Source organism: Kordia sp. SMS9 (assembly GCF_003352465.1).
GTDB lineage: Bacteria > Bacteroidota > Bacteroidia > Flavobacteriales > Flavobacteriaceae > Kordia.
The window spans coordinates 4837582-4864329 of record NZ_CP031153.1 but is presented as its reverse complement, the minus strand read 5'-3'; the positions used below and the strand labels follow the sequence as shown (position 1 = coordinate 4864329).

The window sequence follows — 26748 nt, the reverse complement described above, 5'->3', positions numbered from 1 at the left end:
CCTGCTTTCGAAAAAGCAGGATTTTTTATGCATTTGAGGATCAATTTATTAAGATTCAGTAGGCTTTTCTGCTTTTTCAATCTTAATAGTTAACTCATCATTGTCTTCGTCTAAATCCATAAAGATTTTATCTCCTTCATGAATTTTTGCCGTAATAATCTCTTCGGCTAAAGCGTCTTCAATATATTTTTGAATGGCTCTTTTTAACGGTCTTGCACCATATTGCTTGTCAAAACCTTTATCAGCGATGTAGTCTTTTGCTTTGTCACTTAATCGTAAATCGTATCCTAAACCTTGGATTCTTGAATACAACTTTGCGATTTCAATATCAATGATTTTGTGAATATGTTCGCGCTCAAGCGTATTAAAGATGACAACATCGTCAATTCTATTTAAGAATTCAGGCGCAAATGCTTTCTTTAACGCATTTTCAATAACACCTCTGGCATGATCGTCTGCTTGCGATTTTTGAGCACTCGTTCCAAAGCCAACTCCAGCTCCAAAATCTTTCAACTTACGTGCACCGATATTCGATGTCATAATGATGATCGTATTTCTAAAGTCAATCTTTCTTCCTAAACTATCCGTTAAATAACCGTCGTCCAATACTTGTAGCATCATGTTAAATACATCTGGATGCGCTTTTTCAACTTCATCAAGCAATACAACTGCATACGGTTTTCTACGAACTTTCTCCGTTAATTGTCCGCCTTCTTCATAACCAACGTATCCTGGAGGTGCACCAACCAAACGAGAAATAGCAAATTTTTCCATGTATTCACTCATGTCAATCCTGATCAAAGTATCTTCAGAATCAAATAACTCACGAGCTAATACCTTTGCCAACTGTGTTTTACCAACTCCAGTTTGTCCTAAGAAAATAAATGAACCAATTGGCTTATTTGGATCTTTTAGTCCAGCACGGTTACGCTGAATCGCTTTTACAACTTTTCCAACCGCTTCATCTTGTCCAATTACTTTTCCTTTGATTAACTCAGGAAGTTGTGCTAATTTGTTACTTTCTGTTTGTGCAATTCTATTTACAGGAATTCCAGTCATCATGGAAACGACATCCGCGACATTGTCTTCGCTTACGGTTTCTTTATGTTGTTTGGATTCTTCTTCCCATTTTTCTTGCGAAATTGCCAATTCTTTTTCCAAACGTTTTTCGTCGTCTCTCAATTTGGCAGCTTCTTCATATTTCTGCTTTTTCACGACAGAATTTTTCAATTCACGCACTTCTTCTAATTGGCGTTCTAGGTCTAAAATCTGCTTTGGCACGTCAATATTTGTAATATGCACTCTTGATCCTGCTTCATCTAAAGCATCAATGGCCTTGTCTGGAAGAAAACGATCTGTCATGTATCTATTGGTCAACGAAACACATGCTTTAATGGCTTCAGGTGTATAGCTTACATTGTGATGTTCTTCATATTTATCTTTGATGTTCTCTAGAATTTCGATGGTTTCCTCTACCGTAGTCGGTTGTACCACTACTTTTTGGAAACGTCGTTCTAAAGCGCCATCTTTTTCAATATGTTGTCTGTATTCATCTAGCGTAGTGGCTCCAATACATTGCAGCTCACCTCTTGCCAACGCTGGTTTAAACATGTTAGAGGCGTCTAAGCTTCCTGTTGCGCCACCTGCGCCCACGATGGTGTGAATTTCATCAATGAAGAGAATAATATCATCATTCTTTTCTAGTTCGTTCATCACGGCTTTCATGCGCTCTTCAAACTGACCTCTGTATTTTGTACCAGCGACTAAGCTTGCCAAATCTAACGTTACGACTCTTTTATTAAAAAGAATACGAGACACTTTACGTTTTATAATTCTATTAGCCAAACCTTCGGCAATGGCAGATTTACCAACACCCGGTTCTCCAATTAAAATTGGATTATTCTTTTTACGTCTACTCAAAATTTGAGAAACACGTTCTATTTCCTTTTCACGTCCAACCACAGGATCTAATTTTCCTTCTTCTGCCAGCGCTGTCAAATCTCTTCCGAAATTGTCGAGTACTGGTGTTTTGGACTTTTTGTTTACTTTTCCTCCTGAATTAGAAGATCCAAACGGATTTTCTTTAGAAGATTCTTGCGAACCGCCATTATCGTCCGAGAATGATTCTGAACGCGGCGTGTCTATATAATCATCGTCATTTGTTATCATATACTTAAATTGCTCTTTAACATTATCATAATCCACTTTCAACTTATTCAATAGTTTCGTTGTAGGATCGTTTTCGTTTCGTAAAATGCACAATAATAAATGTGCGGTATTGATAGAAGAACTTTGAAAAAGTTTGGCTTCTAAAAATGTAGTTTTGAGTGCCCTCTCTGCTTGTCTGGTTAGGTGTAAATTGCGCTTTTCGTTTGGTGCGACTGCCACATTGGGGTTGGCAGGACTCAAAATCTCAACTTTTCGACGCAAATGTGTCAAATCGACATCTAATGCGTTTAAAATGTTGATGGCTTTGCCGCTTCCGTCACGAAGAAGTCCGAGCATTAAATGTTCTGTGCCAATGAAATCATGGCCGAGACGCAATGCTTCTTCCTTGCTGTAGGCTATTACATCCTTTACCCTTGGGGAGAAATTATCATCCATATATATTATTTCCTTTCGACATTAAAATTACTACTTCAAACTGAATAATACAAAAATTGTTCCGCTATGTCAGCATATTTAACGCAATTCATGAAAAAAATTATTCATTTCAAAGAATAAGACGTAATAATGTAAAAAACTTATCAAAAATTGTTAATAAAAAAACGTTAAAATGCCCTCTAAAACCCTCGCTGAATACTAGTAAATGTTGTATATTGGCTCGATTTGTAAAACTCGAAATATTAAAACTAAAAATACATGGCAGAAGGAGAAAAGTTAATCCCCATTAATATTGAAGATGAGATGAAGTCTGCTTACATCGATTACTCGATGTCAGTCATTGTGTCACGTGCACTTCCAGATGTAAGAGATGGTATGAAACCCGTTCACCGAAGAGTATTGTTCGGAATGCACGAACTTGGAGTGAGATCCAGTTCCGCTCATAAAAAATCTGCAAGAATCGTAGGTGAAGTATTAGGAAAGTATCACCCGCATGGTGACACCTCTGTATACGACGCTATGGTGCGTATGGCGCAAGAATGGAGTCTGCGTTATATGTTGGTAGACGGACAAGGAAACTTCGGATCTATTGATGGTGATAGTCCTGCAGCAATGCGTTATACGGAAGCAAGAATGCGCAAGATATCCGATGATATGTTGGCAGATATTGATAAAGACACCGTAGACCATTCCCTAAATTTTGACGATACGTTAAAGGAACCAACAGTATTACCAACTCGTGTTCCTGGCTTACTAATTAATGGAGCTTCAGGGATTGCAGTAGGTATGGCAACGAATATGCCACCACACAATTTGTCGGAAGTCATAGACGGAATTCACGCGTATATTGATAATAATGACATTGAAATTGATGAATTAATTCAGCACGTAAAAGCACCCGATTTCCCAACAGGTGGAATCATTTATGGATATGATGGCGTACGTGAAGCGTTTAAAACAGGACGCGGACGAGTTGTCATGCGTGGAAAAGCCGTTATGGAAGAAGTGCAAGGAAGAGAATGTATCATTGTTACTGAAATTCCATATCAAGTCAACAAGGCAGACATGATTAAGAAAACTGCCGATTTGATTAATGATAAAAAGATTGATGGTATTTCTTCGATTCGTGATGAATCAGATAGAAAAGGAATGCGCATTGTGTACATTTTGAAACGTGACGCAATTCCAAACATCGTTTTAAATAAATTATATAAGTACACTGCATTACAGTCGTCTTTTAGTGTAAATAATATTGCATTAGTTCATGGACGTCCACAATTGTTGAATCTGAAAGAAATGATTCATCACTTTGTGGAACACAGACATGAAGTCGTAACACGTAGAACGCAATATGAGCTTAAAAAAGCTGAAGAACGCGCCCATATTTTAGAAGGATTAATTATTGCTTCTGATAATATTGATGAGGTAATTGCCATTATTCGTGGTTCGCAAAATGCGGAAGATGCGCGTAACAACTTGATCAAACGTTTTGAATTGACAGAAATTCAAGCGAAGGCGATTGTGGAAATGCGATTACGCCAGTTAACAGGCCTGGAACAAGACAAGTTGCGTGCAGAGTATGATGACATCATGAAAAGTATTGAAGATTACCGTGATATTTTGGCAAACAAGTCAAGAAGAATGGACATCATTAAAGAAGAATTGGCAGTCATCAAAGATAAATACGGAGACGAACGTCGTTCAATGATCGAATATGCAGGTGGCGATGTAAGTATTGAAGATTTAATTCCGGATGAAAAAGTAGTGATTACCATTTCACATGCAGGATACATTAAACGTACTTCGTTAACAGAATACAAAAAACAAAACCGTGGTGGTGTTGGACAAAAAGGAAGTGCGACACGAAATGAGGATTTCTTAGAGCATTTATTTGTTGGAACCAATCACCAATATATGTTATTCTTTACGCAAAGAGGAAAATGTTTCTGGATGCGTGTATATGAAATTCCAGAAGGAAGCAAAACATCGAAAGGTAGAGCGATTCAGAACTTAATCAATATTGAAAAAGATGATAAGGTAAAAGCATTTATCTGTACGCAAAACCTAAAAGACGAAGAATACATCAATAATCATTATGTGATTATGGCTACGAAAAAAGGGCAAGTGAAGAAAACGCCTTTAGAACAGTATTCACGTCCGCGTACCAATGGTATCAATGCAATTACCATTAAAGATGGTGACGAATTGCTAGAAGCGAAGTTAACCACTGGAAACAGTCAAGTAATGTTGGCTGTAAAATCGGGGAAAGCCATTCGTTTTGAAGAAGAAAAAACGCGCCCAATGGGAAGAAATGCTTCTGGAGTTCGTGGAATCAGGCTTGCAGATGACAACGATGAAGTTGTAGGTATGGTTGCTGTAAACGATATGGAAAGCAATATCTTAGTAGTTTCTGAAAACGGATATGGAAAACGATCTAGCTTAGAAGATTACCGAATTACCAATCGTGGCGGAAAAGGAGTGAAGACCATTTCTGTGACTGAAAAAACGGGACAATTAGTAGCGATTAAAAACGTAACGGATGAAGACGGTTTGATGATTATCAACAAATCAGGAATTGCAATTCGTATGGCAGTTGCTGATTTAAGAGTTATGGGAAGAGCGACTCAAGGTGTTCGATTGATCAATATTAAAGGAAAAGATTCTATTGCTGCAGTTGCCAAAGTTCGCAACGAGCAAGAAGATGAAGATGTAATAGAAGATGCTGAAAATATTGACACTCCAGAAAATGGCACGGCAGTTGATATGGATAACAGTAGTGAGCAAGAATCACAAGAATAATAACAAATAAAAAACCTCAATTATTTTAAACATTTACAAAATGAAGAAAACCATTTTAATTTTTTCAGCACTGTTGATGACAGCCTTTTCTTTTGCACAAAAGAAAGAATTAAAAGCCGCTGAGAAAGCATTGAAAAAAGAGAATCCTACTGAAGCAAAAAGCATTTTGGAAGGACTTTCTGGAACAATTGAAAGCGCTGAAGCTAAATACAAAGCAAAATATTACTTTTTAAAAGGTAAAACGTACCAGAATTTAGCTGATAAAGGAATGGACGCGGACGCTTCTTTAAAAACTGCAGGTGAAGCTTATAACAAGTTACTAGCATTTGAAAAAGAGCAAAAGAAATTTGAGTATACGAAAGAAGCGAAACCAAATTTACAAACCATGGTTGGTAAATTGGTAGACAAAGCAATTGCGGCTCAAAATGCTAAAGATAATGCGAATGCATCAAGTCTTTTACATACGGCGTACACCTTACAGCCAGAAAATAAAGACTTACTTTACTTTGCTGCTTCCAATTCAATCTCAGGAAAGGATTATAATACTGCGTTAAAGTATTATGAAGACTTAAAAGACATGGAATATACGGGAGTAAAAACAAAGTATTTTGCCATCAATGTAGCCACAGGAAAAAAAGAACCTTTCCAAGACAAAAACATTAGAGATTTATCTGTTAGATCTAAATCACATGCAAGTCCTACACAAGAAAAAACGAAATCAAGATTACCAGAAATCGTAAAAAATATTTCTTGGATTTATACCAATCATGTTGGTGATAATGAAAAAGCCTTAGCGGCAGTAGAAGACGCAATCAAAGTGAGTCCAGACGATCCTTCTTTGTTATTGACCAAAGGAAATATCTACTACAAAATGGGCGATACAGCTAAGTTTAAAGAAATCATGAAAGAGATTATTACCAAAAATCCAAACGATGTAGATTCGTATTACAATATTGGAGTAATCAGTGGTGAAAATGGCGATGTAGAAGAAGCGAGAGCAGCGTACAGAAAAGTATTGGAGCTAGATCCAGGCTATGTAAATGCAGCAGTAAACTTATCCAAAACATATTTAGATGAAGCTTCTGAAGTAGTTGATAAGATGAATGAATTAGGAAATTCTTCTGCGGATAATAAGAAGTTTGAAGAGTTCCAAAAACAACAAATTTCATTATACAAAGAATCACTATCAATATTAGAAGGAATCATTGTAAGTGTACCAGACGATGTTGGCATCTTAAAGCAATTAAAAGGATTGTATTCTTTCTTAGGTGAAGATGAAAAATTCAAACAAGTAAAAGCTAAATTAGCAGAGTTAGGACAGTAATTCTTAACGTGTAAAAACTAAAAACCTCGCAATTTGCGAGGTTTTTTTATGTTGTAATTTTTATATGTATTTAGAACTTTTTTAGAAGAACTAAATAATCTTTTTAATCACACGAAGTCTGTGCGTGTGTCGATGTGTCTCTACATTAAAAATTCCTGAATGATCAATACGATCTATCCGAACTTTTCCGTGTGCGTGAATGATATAATTATCCTCCATAATGATTCCCACATGAATAATAGTGCCTTCTTCATTGTCAAAAAATGCCAAATCACCAGGTTCACTTTCTTCTATAAAACTTAACGCTTCTCCTTGTGTAGCTTGCTGAGAAGCATCACGCAAAAGTTGATAACCATTCAGCTTATACACCATTTGGGTAAATCCTGAACAATCGATTCCGAAAGGTGTTTTTCCACCCCACAAATACGGAGCGCCCAAATACATATACGAAGTTTTAATAATATTCTCTTTGGAAATAATTCCGCTTACGGTATTTCCATCATGTTGGTGCGAAAGAAATTCCAGTGAATTTAAAACAGAACCAATCGGAATGGGCATTAAGAGCGATTCATCCGTAACAAATTCTACCAAATCGGAAGATAAAATTAGCTCCTCTTTGTCTTTTTCTTTATAGATGTCTTCGGTAATTTCTAGGTACTGTTTATTGTCAATCCAACCTTCATAAGTGTCAAACGCAATGCGAATGCGACTCCATTTTTTGCGTTGCTCCAATACTTTAAAATGTTCTCCATATAGTACTTGCGATACAAGTTCACTCGTATCGGTTGGTTCTGCACGAAGCGGAACAATACTCAAATTGCAAATTCCGTATTGCATGGATTAAAATTCGGTGTTTTTTAGCATGGGAAAATTAAGCTCTTTCTATAACAAATGCAGAAGCGCCACCGCCACCATTACAGATTGCTGCCGCTCCAATTTTTGCATTATTTTGTTCCAATACACTAAGCAATGTAATCAAAATTCGCACTCCAGAACAACCAAGCGGATGTCCTAAAGAAACCGCGCCACCATTTACATTTACCTTATCGTCAGAAAGTCCTAAAATTTTCATATTCGCCAGTCCAACCACAGAAAATGCTTCGTTAAATTCAAAATAATCCACCTCATCCATGCTTATATCTGCTTTCGCCAACGCTTTTGGTAATGCTTTTGCAGGCGCTGTTGTAAACCATTTTGGCTCATGTGCTGCATCTGCGTATCCTTTTACAGTTGCTAAAGGTGTCAATCCTAGTTCAGCAGCTTTTTCAGCACTCATCAATACCATGGCTCCAGCACCGTCATTAATCGTGGAAGCATTGGCAGCAGTTACCGTACCATCTTTGGTAAAGGCAGCTCGTAAATTAGGAATCTTTTCCATTTTTACGTTTTTGTACTCTTCATCTTCATTGACAACAATCGGCTCACCTCTTCGTTGTGGAACTTCCACAGGAACCACTTCGTTTGCAAACTTCCCATCTGCCCACGCTTTTGCAGAACGCTCGTACGACTGAATTGCAAACGCGTCTTGGTCTTCCCTTGAAAATTCGTATTCTGTGGCGCATGCATCTGCACAAACGCCCATGGCAACATTGTCATACACATCTACCAAACCATCACGCTGCATTCCATCTTCCATCTTGGCAGGACCAAATTTTGTCGCTTTTCTTGCGTGGTAGTAATGTGGAATTAAACTCATGTTTTCCATTCCTCCAGCAACTACAATAGCAGCATCACCTAAAGCAATAGCTTGTGCTGCTTGCATGACAGCTTTCATTCCAGAAGCACATACTTTATTTACCGTAGTACAAGGAACTGTATCGGGAATTCCAGCAAAAATAGCGGCTTGTCTTGCAGGAGCTTGTCCTGTACCAGCTTGTACAACATTTCCCATAATTACTTCTTCAACATGTTCGGGAGCCAAATTTATTTGCGCCAAAGCGCCTTTGATGGCTGTAGCTCCCAACTTTGGAGCAGGTATCGTGGATAATGCGCCTAAAAAACTTCCGATAGGAGTTCTAGCAGCTGCAACAATAACAACTTTTTTACTCATGATTTTTGCGTATGGTTTAATAGCTGCGAATTTAATTATTTTTTAGAAGAATTCCGTATAAATTATCAATTAAGCAATAAAAGCTAATGATTTTTGTGACAAGTTTAAGAACAAAAAATTACACACGGCAATCACTTCTTTCCAAACATCAAAAAACGATAACCCCAAATATTAAGTTGTACGAAGTTTGATTACTTTTACATATTACCTATATTCGTTTAATGAAGCAGCTCATCACTAAATTATATAAAAATCAATCGTTTCTATATAAACTACTATTACACATTCTTACCACAGTTTTAGTAGTATATCTTTTCCCGAAAGGGGGAAAGTTTCAGTATGAGTTTCAAAAAGGAAAACCTTGGCAGTATGAAACTTTAATTGCGCAGTTTGATTTTCCTATTATCAAATCATCCGAAGAACTAGAAGCTGAAAAAATACAACTCACCAACAATGCAAAAACCTATTATGAATATGATAGTGAGGTTTTTGCTAAAGTAAAAAACGACTTTGATGAGCAATTTGATAAACTCTTTTCATTAGACAGTGTTATTGATAAAGAAGCATTTGACAGTTTGAAACGTAAAACAGGTCAGTTGCTTGATAATTTTTACAGAAACGGCGTCATTGCTACGGTTGACGAGTCCAATTTTGACAAATTAGTCGTGCTGATGGAAGACAATGTAGAAAAAGGCATTGTGAGTTACAACAGTTTTATCAAACTTAATACGCTTCAAGACAATATCAAAGAGTTTGTAGAAAGAACCGCGTTGGAAAGTTATGAAACGCTGTTGTACAATCTCTTTTTTGAAATTATTGAACCAAATGTTAAGGCAAACCAAGACTATACTAATTCGGTGTTGGCAGCGGAGTTGAACAGTATTTCTCCCACACGTGGTAACGTTCAAAAAGGCATTCGAATTATTGCCAAAGGTGAAGTTGTGGAAGGGTTAAAATTAGAACAGTTAGCTTCCCTCAAAAAAGAATACGAATCGCAAGTTTGGAATGAATCCAATTACAATTGGATAGTGTTTGGTTACATCATTTTAGTAGCGCTTGCGTTGATGATGTTGTTGTTGTTCATCCGAAAATACCGTCCCGAAATCTATGAAAACAACAATAAAGTCACGTTCATTTTTATGAATATTGTCTTTATGATTGTGTTGACAACGCTGATTGTAAAATACAATACCAAATATGTATATGTAGTACCGTTGTGTATTTTGCCGCTCATTCTAAAAGCATTCTTTGATGCCAGATTGGGCTTGTTTGCGCACGTGCTTACGGTGTTATTACTAGGATTTATTGTGCCGAATAGTTCGGAATATATCTTTTTACAGATCATTGCTGGAATTGTAACCATTTTAACCGTTTCTGAACTGTATAAGCGTGCGAATCTATTTATTTCTGTCGGACAGATCACGTTGATTTATATCGTAGCGTATTTTGCATTTTACATCACGCATGAAGGTGGTATCAAATTTTCAGAAGTTTTCAGTATGAATGAATCGGGAGATTTACACATAATTTGGGTATACTTTATGCAATTTGCCCTTTGCGGATTGGCAACGTTATTTGTGCAACCGCTTATTTATATTTATGAAAAGATTTTTGGACTCGTGTCAGATGTGTCGTTGTTGGAGCTTTCAGACACCAATTCTAAACTTTTGAAGCGACTTGCTAATGAGGCACCAGGAACTTTTCATCATTCCTTACAAGTGGCAAATCTCGCGGAAGCGGCAGCAAGTGAAATTGGTGCCAACACAATGTTAGTGAGAGTAGGAGCGTTGTATCATGACATTGGAAAAATGAACAATCCGACGTTTTTTATAGAAAATCAGGCAACTTCCGTAAATCCACATGACGAATTAGCGCCTGACGAAAGTGCAAAAACCATCATTGATCATGTGTTGGACGGAATTGAAATCGCAAAAAGCAACAAATTGCCCGATAGAATTATAGATTTCATCAGAACGCATCACGGAACTTCTACAGTGTATTACTTCTATCAAAAAGCCAAAGAAATTGACGAAGACGTTTCTATAGAAAAATTTCAATATCCAGGACCGATTCCGTTCTCGAAAGAAACGGCAATTTTAATGATGGCAGATTCGGTAGAAGCGGCTTCTAAAAGTTTAAAAGAACCGACTTCACAAAAAATAGACGATTTCGTAGAGCGAATCATAGACAAGCAAATGGACGAGTTGCAATTTATGAATGCGGATATCACTTTAAAAGAAATTGTAACCATTAAAAAAGTCTTAAAAAAGAAGCTTAACAATATCTATCATTTACGAATTGAATATCCAGAATAATAGGTAGTCAATTGAAAATTAAATTATTGTAAAAAAAATAGTCAAAAAAGACTAAAAAAGTGCAGAAATAGTTGCTTCATACAAAATGAACAGTTACATTTGCAACCGCAATTTCACAATTGTGTAAGTTCTTAATTCATCAAGAATATTGGAGAGGTGGCAGAGTGGTAATGCAGCAGCCTGCTAAGCTGTCATCCTTAGGGATGCCTGGGTTCGAATCCCAGTCTCTCCGCTTTTTTTGAATTACATTACTGTTTCAAGGTGTAGTTTTCAATTCTATTTGAAATAAACTACACTACGAATTTAAAATTTTTCGGGGTGTAGCCTCTCGACATAGCTCGAGATAAACTACACTACGAATTAAAAATTTTTCGGGGTGTAGCGTAGCCCGGTTATCGCGCCGCGTTTGGGACGCGGAGGTCGCAGGTTCGAATCCTGCCACCCCGACAAATAAAAGAGTAGTAAGTTTTATTTCAAATTAAAGTTCATTTTAATTTGTTACAAACTTATTTAGGATCATGAAATAGTCCTGCCACTTACAAAAAAATAGAGTAAAGAGAATTAAGTCCACGCGCATGCTGGCACTCTCGTTAAAAATGTCTACCAGACATTTTCTTAGCACTCGGTCCGGTCGCGTAGCTCAGCTGGATAGAGCATCTGCCTTCTAAGCAGACGGTCACAGGTTCGAATCCTGTCGCGATCACTAAAACTGTAAAAACCTGTAATGTTTTAAATTACAGGTTTTTTGTTTTATACCCGAACGGATAGTTTTATATAAGCTTTTGGTTTCTAATAATTTACAGGTTAGAATTTTAGAGTGACTAAAGTATTCTAAAGGTTTCTGTGAATTTTCTAATAATAAAAGTCTATTCCAAACTCACTGGCTACACTAAGTATGTCATTGATTCTACGTTTATATTTTTTCTCTGCGCCAATTTCTGATATTCCTTTTATAGCACTATCAAACATTTTTTCAATAGATATGTAATAATTCTCGTCAGAATACCCGAAATCTTGAATTATCTCTAAACAACATTCTACATAATACAATTCCAGTTCAACGTTTAGTTCCGTGATTTTCATTTTGCGCACAGTTCGTATTATTTTCCTAGCCTCTGTTTCTCGTAAGATCATTTCTCTTCCACTTGGAAAAACATACCGCTCAATTTCCTTTTTATATTTTTCAATAAGAGTTTCTATTTTCATTCCAGAAAAAACATCTAGAAATTCTTTGGCAGACGGAATCTTTGAGTACATTTCTGATATGAGTTTAATCATTTCAGATTTGTCCATTTTATGAAGTTCTTTTTTTAAATCTCTTAATCCCATGTAAGTAAATAAATTTTTAATATCGCTCGTTTATTGTATTTTTTATTTCAATAATTAAATTATCAAATATCAACAAAATATAAAATTCGTTAAAATTTTCATGAGGAAAGCGATATTAATAATGAATTATTCAAATAATTGGTATTTCGTTTTAAACAATTCCACTTAAATGAGTAATTCAATATTTGAATTCTATCTTAAAAAATATATAGAACATTCAATATGAGAATTTTTGAATGTATTTTATCTTTATTAAATATGCCATAATTTGTTTATATTTGACAGTATATCAATTCATGTATCATGGGAGCAATTGAATTAAGAAATAAAATAATTGAAATTATTAACTCGTCAGATGAACGGTTTTTACGAATGGTAAGTGCATTGCATAAAACGTATTCTGAACAAGAGACTACTGATTTCTATGACGAACTCCCTAAAGAAATTCAAGAAATTCTTATGGAAAGTAGAGATCAAGCTCGTCAAGGTAAGACACGCTCACATAAAGAAGTAATGGATGATTTTCGAAAGAAATATGATATAGCTTAATACGCTTATGAATGTTATATGGACACCAACTGCTGAATTATCATACGCAAAAGAATTAGACAAAATCAATAAAAAATGGTCAGTTAATGAAATTATGGACTTTATGAATTTAGTTGATGATTTTGTTAAAAAATTGGAGTCAGGAATAATTGAAGGTAAAGTATCACAGAAAACAAATTTACGCTCATTTGTAATCTCCAAACAAACAACATTGTATTTTGATGCTTTTGAAGATACTCAAACCATAGAACTACTGCTATTTTGGAATAATAAAGATAATCCGAAAGAGTTAAAAGAATTTTTAAATATTTAATTTCAGGATTTTAATTTATCTTTTTCCATACAAACTAATTCCATATATTTAGTCATATACAATAAACATATTGGAAAGTAATGATGGAAATACAGATTTGCTAAATCTCTTTCGTTCTTTATTTAAAGGGCGTGAAGATGTATTTGCATTACGATGGGAGAAAGGCAATAAAAGTGGTTATACTCCAGCGTATTCTTATGATCCTTATATGTATCGTCTTCACAAGCAAAGAGGCGGAACTTTTAAAGACTACAAAGATAAAACCTATGTTAGATTAGATAATTTGAATCTCTCTAAACATCTAAAGGGAGAAAAATATATTGGAATATATCCACTTTTGAAAAATAATACTTCATGGTTTATTGTTGCTGATTTTGATAAAGGTGGTTGGCAAGAACAATCTAGAAAAGCTATTGAAGTCTGCAACAAAAATAATATTCCAGCGTATTTAGAACGTTCTCGTTCGGGAAATGGTGGGCATGTGTGGATATTTTTTGAAGAACCTTATGCTGCTATTAAAAGTAGAAAAATCATATTGAAACTTTTTGAACAAGCAGGAATTTTCTCTGTATTTGATAGAAATACAAGTTTTGATCGATTATTTCCAAATCAAGATTATTTATCAGGTAAAGGGTTAGGAAATCTTATAGCACTTCCCTTTCAAGGACAGGCTTTACAAAATGGAAACTCTTGTTTTATAAGTATTAATACATTTACACCTTATGAAGATCAATGGGGATTTTTGAAAACCATTAAAAAAATTTCTACTGTTTCTCTGGATTCAATTTTTAAAAAGACATTTAAAAAAAAAGACAATAAAAGTGATTTTAATGTTAGTGTTACAAATTTTGGAAAATTAGAATTCGCACTAAAGAATAGTATTGTCATTAATCGAAATGGTTTAGCTCCCGCAGTAATCAATTTCCTCAAAGAAAACCTAAATTTTTTCAATGCTGATTATGCAATAAAAAAGAAAACAGGAAGAAGTACTTGGAAGACGGATCGTTATTTTAAGCTTATTGATGAAACTGAAAATGCTATAGAAATTCCAAGAGGATTTGTAGGAAATTTGATTCGTTTTTGTAAACAACAAGGTGTTGAATATGAATTTATAGATCAAAGAAAACGTCTAAAAAATGTTGAATTCTTATCTTCAATTCAATTATTGAAACATCAACATCCTCCATTAGAAATAGCATTAAAAAAAGATTTTGGAATTATTGTAGCCCCACCTGGTTCTGGAAAAACAATTATTGGCTTAAAAATTATAGAACACAAGAAGCAACCAGCATTAATTATTACGCATCGGAAACAGATAGCAGAACAATGGATCAGTAGAATTGAAACTTTTTTTGGTATTCCAAAAAGAGAGATCGGGAAAATTGGTCAAGGAAAAATAAAAATCGGAAAACACATTACTGTTGCATTAATTCAGACTTTAGGAAAAAAACTGACTGATGAAGATAATCTATTAACATCTGCTTTTGGAACAATCATTATAGACGAATGTCATCATATTCCTGCGAAATCTTTTCGTGAAGTTGTTCACAAACTTTCACCATATTACCAATACGGATTGACAGCCACTCCTTTTCGTAAAAACAATGACGAAAAACTACTTTTTGTGTATTTAGGTAATATCATTTCAGAGATAAAACCTCAAGATATTGATAATTATAAAAAGGCTAGAATTGTAATTCGAGATACGCATTTGAATATTCCTTTTAATTCTAAAACAGATCGATTTGAAACACTTTCAAAAATACTCATCCATGATTCTGAAAGAAACAAACTCATATTAAATGATGTTCGACATGAGTTAAATAATGGTAGAAAGGTGGTACTTATCACAGAACGAAAAGAGCATGTCCTAGTACTTTGTCAATATCTAAAAAGTCAATATGAAACTATTCCTATCTCAGGAGAAGATAGCTCTGCTTTAAGAACTTTAAAATGGAACAGTATTGAAAAAGGTGACTTTCAAGCTATCATAACCACAGGTCAATTTTTCGGTGAAGGAGTTGATATTCAAAGTATATCTTGTCTATTTTTAGTCTATCCTTTTGCATTTAAAGGCAAGTTAATTCAATATATTGGAAGAGTCCAACGGTCTGAATTAACACCTGTAATTTATGATTATCGAGACAAACATATTCCGTATCTAAACAAACTATTTTTAAAACGGAATAGCTATTATCGAAATCTTGATCGACAAGCTACACTATTTGATGACTTTAAAGAAAGTTTAGAGTCAAAAATGAATCTAAACAATGATATTGATAAGTTCATTAAAGTTGCTATTAATGATCTAGACTTTCACTATGGTATGGTTTGTTTTTCGTATAAATTATCAAATGAAACATTACTACAATTAGAAATCGAAAATGAAGAGATGCAGCCTGAATTTGAAGTATTAAAACCATATTTTTCCAAAATTCTAAGCTCTAAATCTATTACAGTACACATTCAAATTGGATTAGAAAATGGATTGATTGTTTCTCAAATAGCTACTTCAGAAGATATTAATCGTATAAATAAAGAAATTATAGATAGTATAAAATTTCAATTTGTTGAACAACAATTTAGTAAGAGCAAAAAGTATAAAAGTGATGATATAGTAGAAAAAACTTCTAAATCAATTGACTCTTTATTTGGTTCAGAAGAGAATCTCTTAAAAAGCCTTTTAAAAAACAGTAAATTTGTTCATCATAAACAGTTATTTTATTTGTCAAGATATCATCAATACAAAAAACTAAAAATCAGATTTGTACTATATCCATTTTCATTTGTTTTTTTATTAGAAGGTGAACACAAATATCATATAGTTTTGGAAACCTTAGATACTAAAGAAGCGACTTATGTTTGGCATCTTCCCAAAAATAACTTTCATTTTAAGAAGCAATTAGAATCAATAAATAAAAAACTGAATTGGATTCGTAATAATGGCCGTCAATCTTTTTTGGAAACTAAAAATGATAATTTCAGTAAAGTTATTCATGATTATAGTGAAGACAAAAAAGGATTCTATAAATGGAAAAATGCTTTGGAAGAACGGTTGATTTAAAATTTGAATAAAATCAATTCTAGCCTAAATCAAAGTTGAGAAACATTAAACAGTGAGAAATGCTCTTTCACAAACACCCCAATCTCTCTCAAATCCTCCACCAAAAAGTTCAAACTTTGAAGGCTCGCGATCACGAATAAATGGAAAGCAAGCTAAAATAAATAGCTTGCTTTTTTATTTTGGTGTGTTTTTCATTTTCAAAGCGGAGCTTTAAGGAAGTATAATCCTGTCGCGATCACATAATCCCTTTCATTTATTTGGAAGGGATTTTTTGTTTGTTATAATTTTAAATTCATTAATAATATTCTCTTTTTAACTTTAACAAATGAGTGTATCACTTTTTATTTTTAAATTACCTTTGTGATAAATTAATTGAATACAATGAGATTGTGCCCGCAGAGATTTTACTTTTTTAAGATATTACTGCCAAGTTTCCTATTTTTTTTGCTTTCTGGCTGTGTTTCTGATGATCAGGACTTTGCGGTTTTAGAAAAAGGGTTGATACATTTGAAAACGAATCAGGTTTCAAAAGGGAAAGAACTTGTCATTAAAGGGAACTCTCTTTTCTATTGGAAACAATGGCCTTTAACTGATAAAGGTGTTTTTCAAAAGGAAGTACTTACACAACCTGATACCATTCAATGGCCAACTGCCGTCTGGAAAAATAAAGAGTATAACCCCAAAGGATATGGAACATTTCGTTTTCAAATAGAATTGGAAAATTCTGAAAAACAACTCGTACTAAATTTGTCTAGAGTTTTAGGTGCTGCGGAAGTATGGGTAAATGGCAAAAAGTATGGAGTTCATGGGCACGTATCTAAAATAAGTAGCGAGTCTGAAAATGCCATTCCACCGCTGTCAGTAGAATTACCCAAAGAAAAATCTTTGGACGTAATGATTTTGGTGTCAAATTTCAGCAGTCGTTTTGGCGGTGGATTTCCTCTTAAAAATACCATCACTCAAAAGGAAAGTTTTTATAAAATCAAGGAACAAAGAGCAACACTAGAGAGTATTATTACGATCTTAATTATGTTGTTTGGTATTTTTCAAATTATAACTTACACAAATTTTCGAAAAGAAAAGTATTTTTTATACTTCGGCCTTTTTTGTTTAATAGGAGGTTCAAGACAACTATTTGTTGGAGAGGCTTTTATTTTAAAGGTTTTTCCAGACATTTCTTTTGAATTGGTACAAAGACTCAGATATGTCTGTTATTATGGTGGTTTAGCGCTGATTTTCTTATATCATCATTATCTCTTTTATGGGTATTTTTCCAAAAAAGTAGTATTATTCTTTACTGTAATTCCCTGTTTAGGAGTGATATATGTAATCATATTCCCTGTTTTTTATGGAACGTATAGTGCGCCCATTTTTCAAGTTTTTGGTTTTCTAGACATCCTTTTATGGTATTGGTTAATAGGCAAAGCTATTATAGATAAGAAACCGTTTGCAAAATTTGTGCTTCTCAATGCAATTATTTTGACAATTGTGTTTACGAATGACATGCTGAATGCAATGTTGATAATTCAGACTAAATTTTTAGTGAATATTGGACTATTAACTTATGTAGTATTGCAAGTATATTTGAATTATAGAATTGTACAAGCAGCGCAACTTGAGCTAAAAAAAATGGCACAGCAAGTACAAGATAAAGAAGCCGAAATTTCAAAATTATTGTTTGAGTCTTATCATCATTTAAAATCAAAAAAAGAATTAGTAAATGATTTGAAAAAGACAACGTATGATGATACTATTTCAGTAGAGAAGATTATCAATAATCTTAGATCAGAACTGTTGGAAGATAATCAGCTAAATGTCATAAAAAGCGATATTGAACATTTAAATTATGATTTTATTCAACGCCTAAAAACCCGTGTTCCAAAATTGACACAAACAGATTTAGAACTTTGTACCTACATTCGTATAGGATTAAATAGAAAGGAAATTTCCAGACTACGTCATATCACCGTAGAAGCCGTAAAAAAAGCACGCTACCGATTGCGAAAAAAATTAGAACTTTCTGCCGACAAAGATTTGGAAGACTTTTTAAAAGAAATATAACCATATTGTAAAGTCAATATTTACTTTTTTCTCAATGATTTTTAATGGGTTCTTAAAAATCATTAACACTACTATGATTTTCCAAACATCTTAAAAACAGCATATTTACTAGCTGTCCCCCTGATTGTCCCCCTACGTTTTTAGATACTTTTAAGAATCTTCCCTTTTTTGCAATGACTTTAATAAAGTTCATTATTACACACTAATTCCCAAACTAAAAAAGAATCTACTTAACTACATGAAAAAACAAATTTTACTTCTAGCATTTCTTCTCGTACACACTTTCGTATTTTCACAAGAATGTGGAGCCTTAATGACACCGCTTTCCATTCAAGAGCGTACCAATGAAGCTACGAACATTGTGGAGGGAAAAATAATTGCCAGTACTAGCTATTGGGATGTTAATAAACACAATATCTACACATTACACGACGTATCTATATATAAAAATTTTAAAGGGCAAAATAACGCAACCTTCAAAATAGTAACAGCAGGAGGAAGCGTGGGTGATCATTTTCAACTGACTTCAAGCGCTGCTAATTTACGACCTGGAATGGTTGGGGTATTTTTCTTAAAAGATTTTAGAAAACAACTAACTGTATCTAATAATTTATACGAATTGGTAGGCGCTGCTCAAGGAATTATTAAATATGATAATTTTACAAATGAAGCATCCGATATCTTCAATACATATACTTCTATAGAAAATCAAGTTTACGCAACTATTAAAAACACAACAGGCAATAGAGAACAGATACTGCAAGAACGTTTATCCACGAATACAGGAATGACAATGCGTGCCAACCCAATAGTGTATAGTTTTTCGCCATTAACAGCAACAGCAGGTACTCAAACAACATTAACAATTACGGGGAATAATTTTGGAGCAAGTATGGGTTCTATTGGTTTTTCAAATGCTAATGATGGAGGTTCTTCTTTTACCACGGCGCTAGATTCTCAAATTCTTAGCTGGTCTAATACAGAAATTCAGGTGGAGATTCCGTATTTAGCAGGTACGGGAAGTATTATGATAACAAATTCAGACAATAGTACACATACCACATCAGTTCCTCTTACGATAACATATAGTCATTTAAACGGAACATCTGGCACAGTAGATTATCCTTCAACGCTACAAGACGACAATGGTAGTGGAGGTTTTACTTTTGAATATCATACTGATTTTGATACAAGCTCTGCCAAAACCTATTTTGAAGACGCTTTCGAGTTATGGAATTGCGAGTCTGGAATTAACTTCATTTTTGGTAACACTACCAGTACTGACGAATCCATAGAAGATGGAATAAATATTGTGCGTTTCGACAATGGAAGCGAACTTGCCTCAGGAGTTTTGGGAGAAGTAATAACCAGATATGTAGGCTCTTGTGGTACTACTGGTAGAGCTATAGCTGATGAAATAGATATCACTTGGAATGATAGTACCAACTGGTATTATGGGAGTGGCGACCCGTCAGCTTCTCAATACGATTTTAAAACGGTAGCCTTACACGAATTAGGACATGCACACCAGTTAGGACATGTCATCGATACAAATCTTATCATGCATTATAGTTTAGGTGCTGGTGAGAACAAATATAGTTTAGGGACTAGCGATATTGATGCATCGGTTTACACCATGGGTATTTTTACACAATCTCCAGGCTGTAGTATTACTGAAATGAGCTCAATTACATTATGCTGTGATGATATCGCTATTAGCTCACAACCACAAGACACTACGATTGCAGAAAATAGTTCTGGACAATTTACCATAAGTGCGTCAGGGAATGATTCAGTTTCGTGGTTTAGCAGTACAGATGGTAACTCTTGGACTGAACTTTCTGATGACAGCGTGTATTCGGGAACATCGACTACCACACTAAGCGTAACCAATGTTCCTGTGAGTTATGACGGATTATTGTATAGAGCCTATCTTGAAAATGTCTGTGGAGAATCTCTTAATTCAGATCAGGCAACACTTACAGTAACTGCCTATACTAGCATTCCTGATGCTAATTTTGAAGCAGCTTTAGAAGCATTAGGTTATGACGATATTTCAGGCGATGGACAAGTGCCAACCAGTTTGATTGAATCTATTACAAGTTTAAATGTAGAAAATTTGAATATTTCCGACATAACAGGGATTGAAGATTTTGCGGCTTTACAAGAGCTAGCCATTGCAGATAATGCTATCACCTCACTTGACCTATCCAACAATTTGGCGATAGAATCAATTTATGCTGGAAATAATCAGTTAACAAGCATAAATATCAGTAATAATACATTACTTGAAAGATTATGGGTACATGAAAGTAATTTGACGAGTATAGATCTTTCAAACAATACTGCATTACAAGTTTTAAGTGTGAGTAATAATAATCTCACTTCGTTGGATGTGAGTAACAATACTGCCATTTATAATTTATTCGCAAGCTACAACTCACTAACCAGTATAGACGTTTCCAACAATACCGCTTTGCAACAATTTCATGTTATAAGCAATTCACTGACAGCATTAGATGTTACGAATAATACATCAATCACCAACTTTCAATTTCATTTTAACAATCTCACAGAAATTGATTTGAGTAATAATCCTGCACTGAGTTTTTTATCGGGTAGAGATAATAATTTAACATCACTGGATGTTAGTAACAATCCTGTATTGGCTAAGATATGGTGTGGAAATAATGTGATTACTTCTATCAATATCACTAATAATCCGTTAATAACGGTTTTTCAAATGGCAGGTAATGATTTAACATATGCGAATCTTCAAAATGGGAACAACATCAATATAACAGGTTTTAGTATTAATAACAATGATAATCTTGAATGTATAACTGTAGATGATGCGGCGTATAGTACTACAAATTGGACAAATGTAGATGCCACAGCTAGTTTTAGTGAAGAAGAATACTGTTCTTATACTACGATTCCAGATGCCAATTTTGAAGCGGCTTTAGAAGCCTTAGGCTATGATGATATTTCTGGTGATGGACAAGTGCCAACCAGTTTGATTGAATCTATTACAAGTTTAAATGTAGATGGAGAATCTATTAATGATTTAACAGGTATTGAAGATTTTGTGGCATTGGAAACTTTAAGATCAGAAAGTAACTCTCTTACTACTGTAGATGTTAGTAATCTTTCTAATCTAAAACAATTGTATTTACAATACAATTCACTGACGAGTTTGGATGTAACCAACAATATTTATTTAGAGACTTTATCTTTCGGAAACAATTCGGTAAGCTCAATAGATTTAAGTAATAATGCTAATCTACTGAGTTTAGGGTTTCAATATAATTCAATAACAGATATAGATTTAAGCAATAATTTACTTTTATATCATATTGCTTGTAGAGACAATGGGCTTACCTCATTAGATCTTACCAATAACCCAGAAATGATCAATATTTATGCACAAAACAATGCCATTTCTGTTGTTGATTTAAGCGGAAACCCAGATTTGGCTATAGTTGCATTTCCTAATAATGATATTGTTGAATTTAATATCAAAAATGAAAATAACACAAACATCACTACCTTTAATACTAATGGAAATAGCAGTCTTGAATGTATTTTGGTTGACGATGCTAGTTATAGTTCCACCAACTGGACGAATATAGAATCAACTACTAGTTTTACAGAAACCGATTATTGTGCATATACAGCCATTCCCGACACCAATTTTGAAGCAGCATTAGAAGCGCTAAACTATGATGATATTTCGGGCGATGGACAAGTGCCAACAGCATTAATTGAAGGTGTTACAAATTTATCTGTAGACAATGAAGGTATTACTGACCTTACGGGAATTGAAGATTTTACAGCGTTGACTGAATTGGTCATATCAGACAACAATATTGTGATATTAGATGTATCGAGCAACACAAATTTAAGGAGGCTTGAAGCATTTTCTTGTGGATTGACAAGTCTGGATATCTCTCAAAACACAAATTTGGAAGAACTAATCGTCTATTCAAACGCTTTAACGACATTAGATACCAGTAATAATACTTCGCTAACCAATGTAACATTATTCGCTAATCAACTTACAAGCTTAGATTTTTCTTCTAATACAGCTTTAACCTATGTAGAAGTTAGTGATAATGAATTAACGGAACTAAATATCCAAAATGGAACGAATAACTTAATCCAAACATTTGACGCTACAAATAATAGCAATCTATCCTGTATTCGCGTAGACGATGCAGCAAACAGTACAATGAACTGGACTATTGACTTAAATACTAGTTTTAGTGAAACCTACTGCCGTTATACCGCAATACCAGATACTAATTTTGAAACAAGATTAGAATCTATTATTACTGATGATGTTTCGGGCGATGGACAAGTGCCTACAGTGCTCATTGAAGTCATTACGAATTTGAACCTATCGAATAGATCAATTGCTGACCTTACAGGAATTGAAGATTTTACCGCACTTCAAAAATTGAATGCTTCTACTAATACTTTAACTTCTGTAGATCTGACCAACAACACCAATTTGGAAGAATTAAACATATCTGATAATACAAATTTGACAAGTTTGGATGTGTCTAGTTGTGTACTATTAGAAAGAATAAACGTTGAAGATAATGCATTTAGCACACTAGATCTTTCAGCAAATACCCAATTAGATGCGCTATTTGTGACGGATAACGATGCACTTACTGAAATTGATTTGAGTACGAATTCGTTATTAAGAGTATTAACACTAGATAACCTAGACAATATAGCATCTGTAGATATAAGCCAAAATGCCACTATAGATTCGCTTCAAGTCACAAACAATGTGATCTTATCAGAATTTAATGTAAAAAATGGTGCAAATACGGATATTTTCTTTTTTCAAGGAAATAATAATAGTAGTTTAACCTGTATTTTGGTAGATGATGCTTCGTATAGTACTGCTAGTTGGTCTGCTATTGATAGTCAAGCAAGTTTTAGTGATACGTATTGTAGATATACAGCCATTCCAGATGCTAATTTTGAAACGGCTTTAGAAGCACTAATTACGGATGATGTTTCCGGTGACGGACAAGTGCCAACTGCCGAAATTGAAGTCGTAACAAGTTTAGATGTACGTAATTTAAACATAGCTGACTTAACAGGAATAGAAGATTTTGTGGCGTTGGAAGCATTGTATTGTTCTGATAATAGTCTCACAACTCTAAATGTATCTAATCTAACCAATTTGCAAACCTTATGGGCTGTGTCAAATAATTTAACAAGTATCGATCTTACGAATAACCCAGCAATAACTGATATCAGAATAGAAAACAATGAACTTACTTCGATAGACTTAAGCAATCAAACCAATCTAGTCATTTTACAAATAGACAGAAACGAACTCACTGCAATTGATGTAAGTAATTCTCCTTCAATTACTCGATTTAGAGTGTATGACAATAATATTTCGAATATAGATTTGGCAAACAATACGTCACTATCGGAAGTCAGAGTTCAAAATAATAGATTGTTATCGCTAAATCTTCAAAATGGTAACAATACCAACATTGGAACTTTTGCTGCAGATAATAATGAATTTTTAGACTGTATTTTGGTAGATGATGCAAGTTACAGTACTGCCAATTGGACAACTATCGACGCTCAAACTAGCTTTAGTGATACTACATGTACAGTTGCCTATACAGCAATTCCAGATAGTAACTTTGAAGCGCAATTAGAGAGTTTAGGTTATGATGACATTTCTGGTGATGGACAAGTACCAACAGCATATATTGAAGGAGTTACCACACTTGATGTTGGCAATTTGAGCATTGCGGATTTAACAGGAATTGAAGACTTTATAGGCTTAGTCGATTTAGATGCTGAGGTGAACAACCTAACATCTTTAGATTTAAGCAACAATACATTGCTAGAAACTATTGATATAGACTCCAATGATCTAAGTTCACTCACTTTACCAACCAACGGTAGTTTGATTACTTTCAGCTGTAATAACAATTCAAATTTAACAACTGTTGATTTTAGCGGAAATACAAATTTGCAGACCATTCAGTGTATTAATAACGGACTTACAAGTATAAATCTTACGGGCTTAAGCGTGTTAACTTCTCTAGGATTAAATGAAAACAGCCTAAGTTCCATTGATATATCTGATGCTATGAGTTTAGAAACCTTAACCATTGGAAATAACGCGCTCACAAGCATAAATTTATCAAACAATACAAATCTTACCTACCTAACAGTAGAATCCAACAATTTAAATAGTTTAGATATAAGCAACAACACAGCTTTAGAATATTTAATACTTTCAGAAAACAATATTACTTCCATTGATACTTCCAGTCATACAGCTTTAGTATGGTTATATGCAGGAAACAATCAATTGACAACGATTGATGTTTCTGCAAACACTTTACTTGAAAGATTATGGGTGAACGACAACCAATTAACGAGCCTAGATGTAAGTAGCAATCTTTTACTAGAAGAATTGGTATGTTACAACAATTCAATTACGTCACTTGATGCTTCTGGAAATTCATTTTTATCATGGTTTTTAGTAAATAATAATGCGTTAACAAGTGTGAATCTTCAAAACGGGAATAACACAAATATTTTGATTTACGCAAGTAATGACAATCCTGATTTAAGCTGTATGCTGGTAGATGATGCTTCGTATAGTACGACCAATTGGACAAGTGTTGACGCTGCCACTACCTTTAACGAAAGTGCTTGTACTACTGAATTTACTTTGGGAGTCAATGTCTACTTACAAGGCGCGCTTTTAAATCCGAATACAGGAGAAGAAAGTCTGATGCGAGACGATTTGCGTGTGGCAGGATACATTCCAACCACAAGTCCGTATGCTGATGCCTTAACCTGTGAAGCAACAGTATTTGATACTACTGGAAATGATGCCATTGTCGATTGGATTTTGATTGAATTTAGAGATGCAACCGATAATACAATAGTAACATATTCACAATCGGCACTATTGCAACGTGATGGTGATGTAGTAGACGTTGACGGTATTTCAGATATAGCGTTTTCATTTGAGGGTGAAGCAGAATACTGTCTTGGGTTGCAACACAGAAACCATTTGGGTATTATGACAAGTTCGTCTATTACATTTGTAAACAATGCGTTAATGACCATAAATTTTACAGATGCCACAAACCAATTTACGTATGGTACAGATGCTCAAACCGATAATGGCATGCCCACAGATATTGTAGCAATGTGGTGTGGTGATGTAAACAGCGATTCCATCATACAATATTCAGGAACTGATCCTGATGTGCCAGCAATTCTATCAGAAATATTAAACGATAGTGGAAACTTCCTCAATTTTCCAACATACGCCATTACAGGATACAATACGAATGATATTGACATGAACGGAACCATTCAATACTCAGGAACCGATCCTGACACACCTTTTGTATTACAAAATGTATTAGCACATCCTAGTAATTTTCTTAGTTTCAGTACGTATCAAATTATAGAACAATTACCATAAAATGTTACTAACACGCCTTATTAAATTTAGTTATTAGTTTACGATATGTCAAATCGAGCGCAGTCGAGATTCTATTGAAATAATAATTTCTTTCTAGTTTTCGACTGTGCTCAAACTGACAAAGAGTAAGTCAAAAGTAAAATATAACGCTAATGCTAATTTTCAGCGAACTCCAATAAATAATTAAGAAAAAGCAAACAAAAAAATATCATGAAAATTCAACAAATAACAACACTAATTATAATTTTCGTTACATCTTTTATAGTTCAAGCAAATGTACAAGATGGATATACCTATACAGTAATTGACAATGGTTCCTATAGTTAGTTATACGATTGGAGCAGTTCCAAATACGAGCTCAAATACTTTTGCAACTTCGGTACAGAGTTATGGTTTTACCATTGTTTTGCCTGATGGCATAACTGCTAGTATTACATCTTGATTAGGAAATGCTGCCAGTGCCACTTTTTTCGATGGAAATGCTGTTGGGCAATCAGCAATTGACGGATATTTAATTACAGAGACTTTGGGCAGTCCTGTGTCGCTGGCAGCTCCTTCTTCGGGAACGACTTCTAATATAGTAACCATTCAAATTAATGAAACGCCAACTTCAGGAACCATATATATTTTAGAAAACAACTAACGCCTATAATATAAAGATAAAACCTCTCAAAAAACAAACGAATCATCTTCAATTCCTCCATCAAAAAGGCTGAACTATAATATCTCCAAAGAACCACTCCGATAACTACTCCTTCTTACTGAAACTACAGGCAAACGAGTTGCAAATACGCTTTTAAAGATGATCCGTTTCGTATTTTTGTACAGCAACGAATTTTTAGTCA

General features: G+C 34.3%; 13 protein-coding genes and 3 tRNA genes. 11 read left to right on the top strand and 5 right to left on the bottom strand.

All coding sequences use genetic code 11. The features are described 5' to 3' along the window. Positions 1-48: 48 nt before the first annotated feature. Entirely contained in the window at positions 49-2604 is a 2556-nt protein-coding gene (locus KORDIASMS9_RS20600; protein ID WP_114904667.1) for an ATP-dependent Clp protease ATP-binding subunit, read from the bottom strand. Between the two features lie 258 nt (positions 2605-2862). On the opposite strand from KORDIASMS9_RS20600, the gene gyrA reads away from it, so the two are divergent. Both gyrA and KORDIASMS9_RS20590 read left to right on the top strand, forming a co-directional pair. Then, positions 2863-5403, top strand: a complete 2541-nt coding sequence (gene gyrA, locus KORDIASMS9_RS20595) for a DNA gyrase subunit A (RefSeq protein ID WP_114904666.1) — start codon at positions 2863-2865, stop codon at positions 5401-5403. A gap of 40 nt (positions 5404-5443) precedes the next feature. After that, positions 5444-6727 carry a tetratricopeptide repeat protein gene (locus KORDIASMS9_RS20590; RefSeq protein WP_114904665.1) on the top strand — a complete coding sequence of 428 codons (1284 nt, stop codon included), beginning with the start codon at positions 5444-5446 and terminating at the stop codon, positions 6725-6727. Between the two features lie 90 nt (positions 6728-6817). Here the strand turns inward: KORDIASMS9_RS20590 and KORDIASMS9_RS20585 are convergent, their stop codons facing one another. Together KORDIASMS9_RS20585 and KORDIASMS9_RS20580 are read right to left on the bottom strand one after the other, a co-directional pair. Then, positions 6818-7564 (bottom strand): C40 family peptidase, encoded by a 747-nt coding sequence (locus KORDIASMS9_RS20585; protein ID WP_114904664.1) that lies wholly within the window; start codon positions 7562-7564, stop codon positions 6818-6820. Between the two features lie 34 nt (positions 7565-7598). Next, the gene (locus KORDIASMS9_RS20580) at positions 7599-8777 is read right to left on the bottom strand and encodes an acetyl-CoA C-acyltransferase (protein ID WP_114904663.1); all 1179 of its coding nucleotides are present in this window, start codon (positions 8775-8777) and stop codon (positions 7599-7601) included. A gap of 221 nt (positions 8778-8998) precedes the next feature. Here KORDIASMS9_RS20580 and KORDIASMS9_RS20575 point away from each other — a divergent pair, with 221 nt between their 5' ends. From KORDIASMS9_RS20575 to KORDIASMS9_RS20560, 4 genes are all read left to right on the top strand, one after another. After that, on the top strand, positions 8999-11092 hold the full coding sequence (locus KORDIASMS9_RS20575; RefSeq protein ID WP_114904662.1) for an HD family phosphohydrolase: 2094 nt from the start codon (positions 8999-9001) through the stop codon (positions 11090-11092). 150 nt (positions 11093-11242) lie between these two features. Next, positions 11243-11324: transfer RNA gene (locus KORDIASMS9_RS20570), tRNA-Ser, on the top strand. Positions 11325-11464: 140 nt separating this feature from the next. After that, positions 11465-11539, top strand: a tRNA-Pro gene (locus KORDIASMS9_RS20565). Positions 11540-11721: 182 nt separating this feature from the next. Beyond that, positions 11722-11795: transfer RNA gene (locus KORDIASMS9_RS20560), tRNA-Arg, on the top strand. Positions 11796-11944: 149 nt separating this feature from the next. Here KORDIASMS9_RS20560 and KORDIASMS9_RS20555 read toward each other — a convergent pair. Beyond that, the gene (locus KORDIASMS9_RS20555; protein ID WP_114904661.1) at positions 11945-12421 is read right to left on the bottom strand and encodes a DUF6155 family protein; all 477 of its coding nucleotides are present in this window, start codon (positions 12419-12421) and stop codon (positions 11945-11947) included. A 303-nt stretch (positions 12422-12724) separates the two neighbouring features. Between KORDIASMS9_RS20555 and KORDIASMS9_RS20550 the strand changes: the two genes are divergently transcribed. The 5 genes from KORDIASMS9_RS20550 (at position 12725) to KORDIASMS9_RS20530 (ending at position 25903) form a co-directional block, all read left to right on the top strand. Next, positions 12725-12970 (top strand): hypothetical protein, encoded by a 246-nt coding sequence (locus KORDIASMS9_RS20550; RefSeq protein WP_114904660.1) that lies wholly within the window; start codon positions 12725-12727, stop codon positions 12968-12970. Positions 12971-12977: 7 nt separating this feature from the next. Beyond that, positions 12978-13283 (top strand): hypothetical protein, encoded by a 306-nt coding sequence (locus tag KORDIASMS9_RS20545; protein ID WP_114904659.1) that lies wholly within the window; start codon positions 12978-12980, stop codon positions 13281-13283. A gap of 70 nt (positions 13284-13353) precedes the next feature. After that, positions 13354-16347, top strand: coding sequence for a DEAD/DEAH box helicase family protein (locus tag KORDIASMS9_RS20540; RefSeq protein WP_114904658.1), 2994 nt, complete (start codon positions 13354-13356; stop codon positions 16345-16347). 507 nt (positions 16348-16854) lie between these two features. Then, positions 16855-18408 carry a 7TM diverse intracellular signaling domain-containing protein gene (locus KORDIASMS9_RS20535; protein ID WP_162820084.1) on the top strand — a complete coding sequence of 518 codons (1554 nt, stop codon included), beginning with the start codon at positions 16855-16857 and terminating at the stop codon, positions 18406-18408. Between the two features lie 238 nt (positions 18409-18646). After that, positions 18647-25903: a matrixin family metalloprotease gene (locus KORDIASMS9_RS20530; protein WP_114904656.1), complete on the top strand. Its 7257-nt coding sequence runs from the start codon at positions 18647-18649 to the stop codon at positions 25901-25903. 387 nt (positions 25904-26290) lie between these two features. On the opposite strand, the gene KORDIASMS9_RS20525 is transcribed toward KORDIASMS9_RS20530, so the two are convergent. After that, on the bottom strand, positions 26291-26491 hold the full coding sequence (locus KORDIASMS9_RS20525; protein ID WP_114904655.1) for a hypothetical protein: 201 nt from the start codon (positions 26489-26491) through the stop codon (positions 26291-26293). Positions 26492-26748: the final 257 nt, after the last annotated feature.

Coding starts and splice junctions, on each gene's coding strand:
- KORDIASMS9_RS20600 (WP_114904667.1), bottom strand. CDS start 2,604: ATGGATGATAATTTCTCCCCAAGGGTAAAGGATGTAATAGCCTACAGC.
- gyrA (WP_114904666.1), top strand. CDS start 2,863: ATGGCAGAAGGAGAAAAGTTAATCCCCATTAATATTGAAGATGAGATG.
- KORDIASMS9_RS20590 (WP_114904665.1), top strand. CDS start 5,444: ATGAAGAAAACCATTTTAATTTTTTCAGCACTGTTGATGACAGCCTTT.
- KORDIASMS9_RS20585 (WP_114904664.1), bottom strand. CDS start 7,564: ATGCAATACGGAATTTGCAATTTGAGTATTGTTCCGCTTCGTGCAGAA.
- KORDIASMS9_RS20580 (WP_114904663.1), bottom strand. CDS start 8,777: ATGAGTAAAAAAGTTGTTATTGTTGCAGCTGCTAGAACTCCTATCGGA.
- KORDIASMS9_RS20575 (WP_114904662.1), top strand. CDS start 8,999: ATGAAGCAGCTCATCACTAAATTATATAAAAATCAATCGTTTCTATAT.
- KORDIASMS9_RS20555 (WP_114904661.1), bottom strand. CDS start 12,421: ATGGGATTAAGAGATTTAAAAAAAGAACTTCATAAAATGGACAAATCT.
- KORDIASMS9_RS20550 (WP_114904660.1), top strand. CDS start 12,725: ATGGGAGCAATTGAATTAAGAAATAAAATAATTGAAATTATTAACTCG.
- KORDIASMS9_RS20545 (WP_114904659.1), top strand. CDS start 12,978: ATGAATGTTATATGGACACCAACTGCTGAATTATCATACGCAAAAGAA.
- KORDIASMS9_RS20530 (WP_114904656.1), top strand. CDS start 18,647: ATGAAAAAACAAATTTTACTTCTAGCATTTCTTCTCGTACACACTTTC.
- KORDIASMS9_RS20525 (WP_114904655.1), bottom strand. CDS start 26,491: ATGGTTACTATATTAGAAGTCGTTCCCGAAGAAGGAGCTGCCAGCGAC.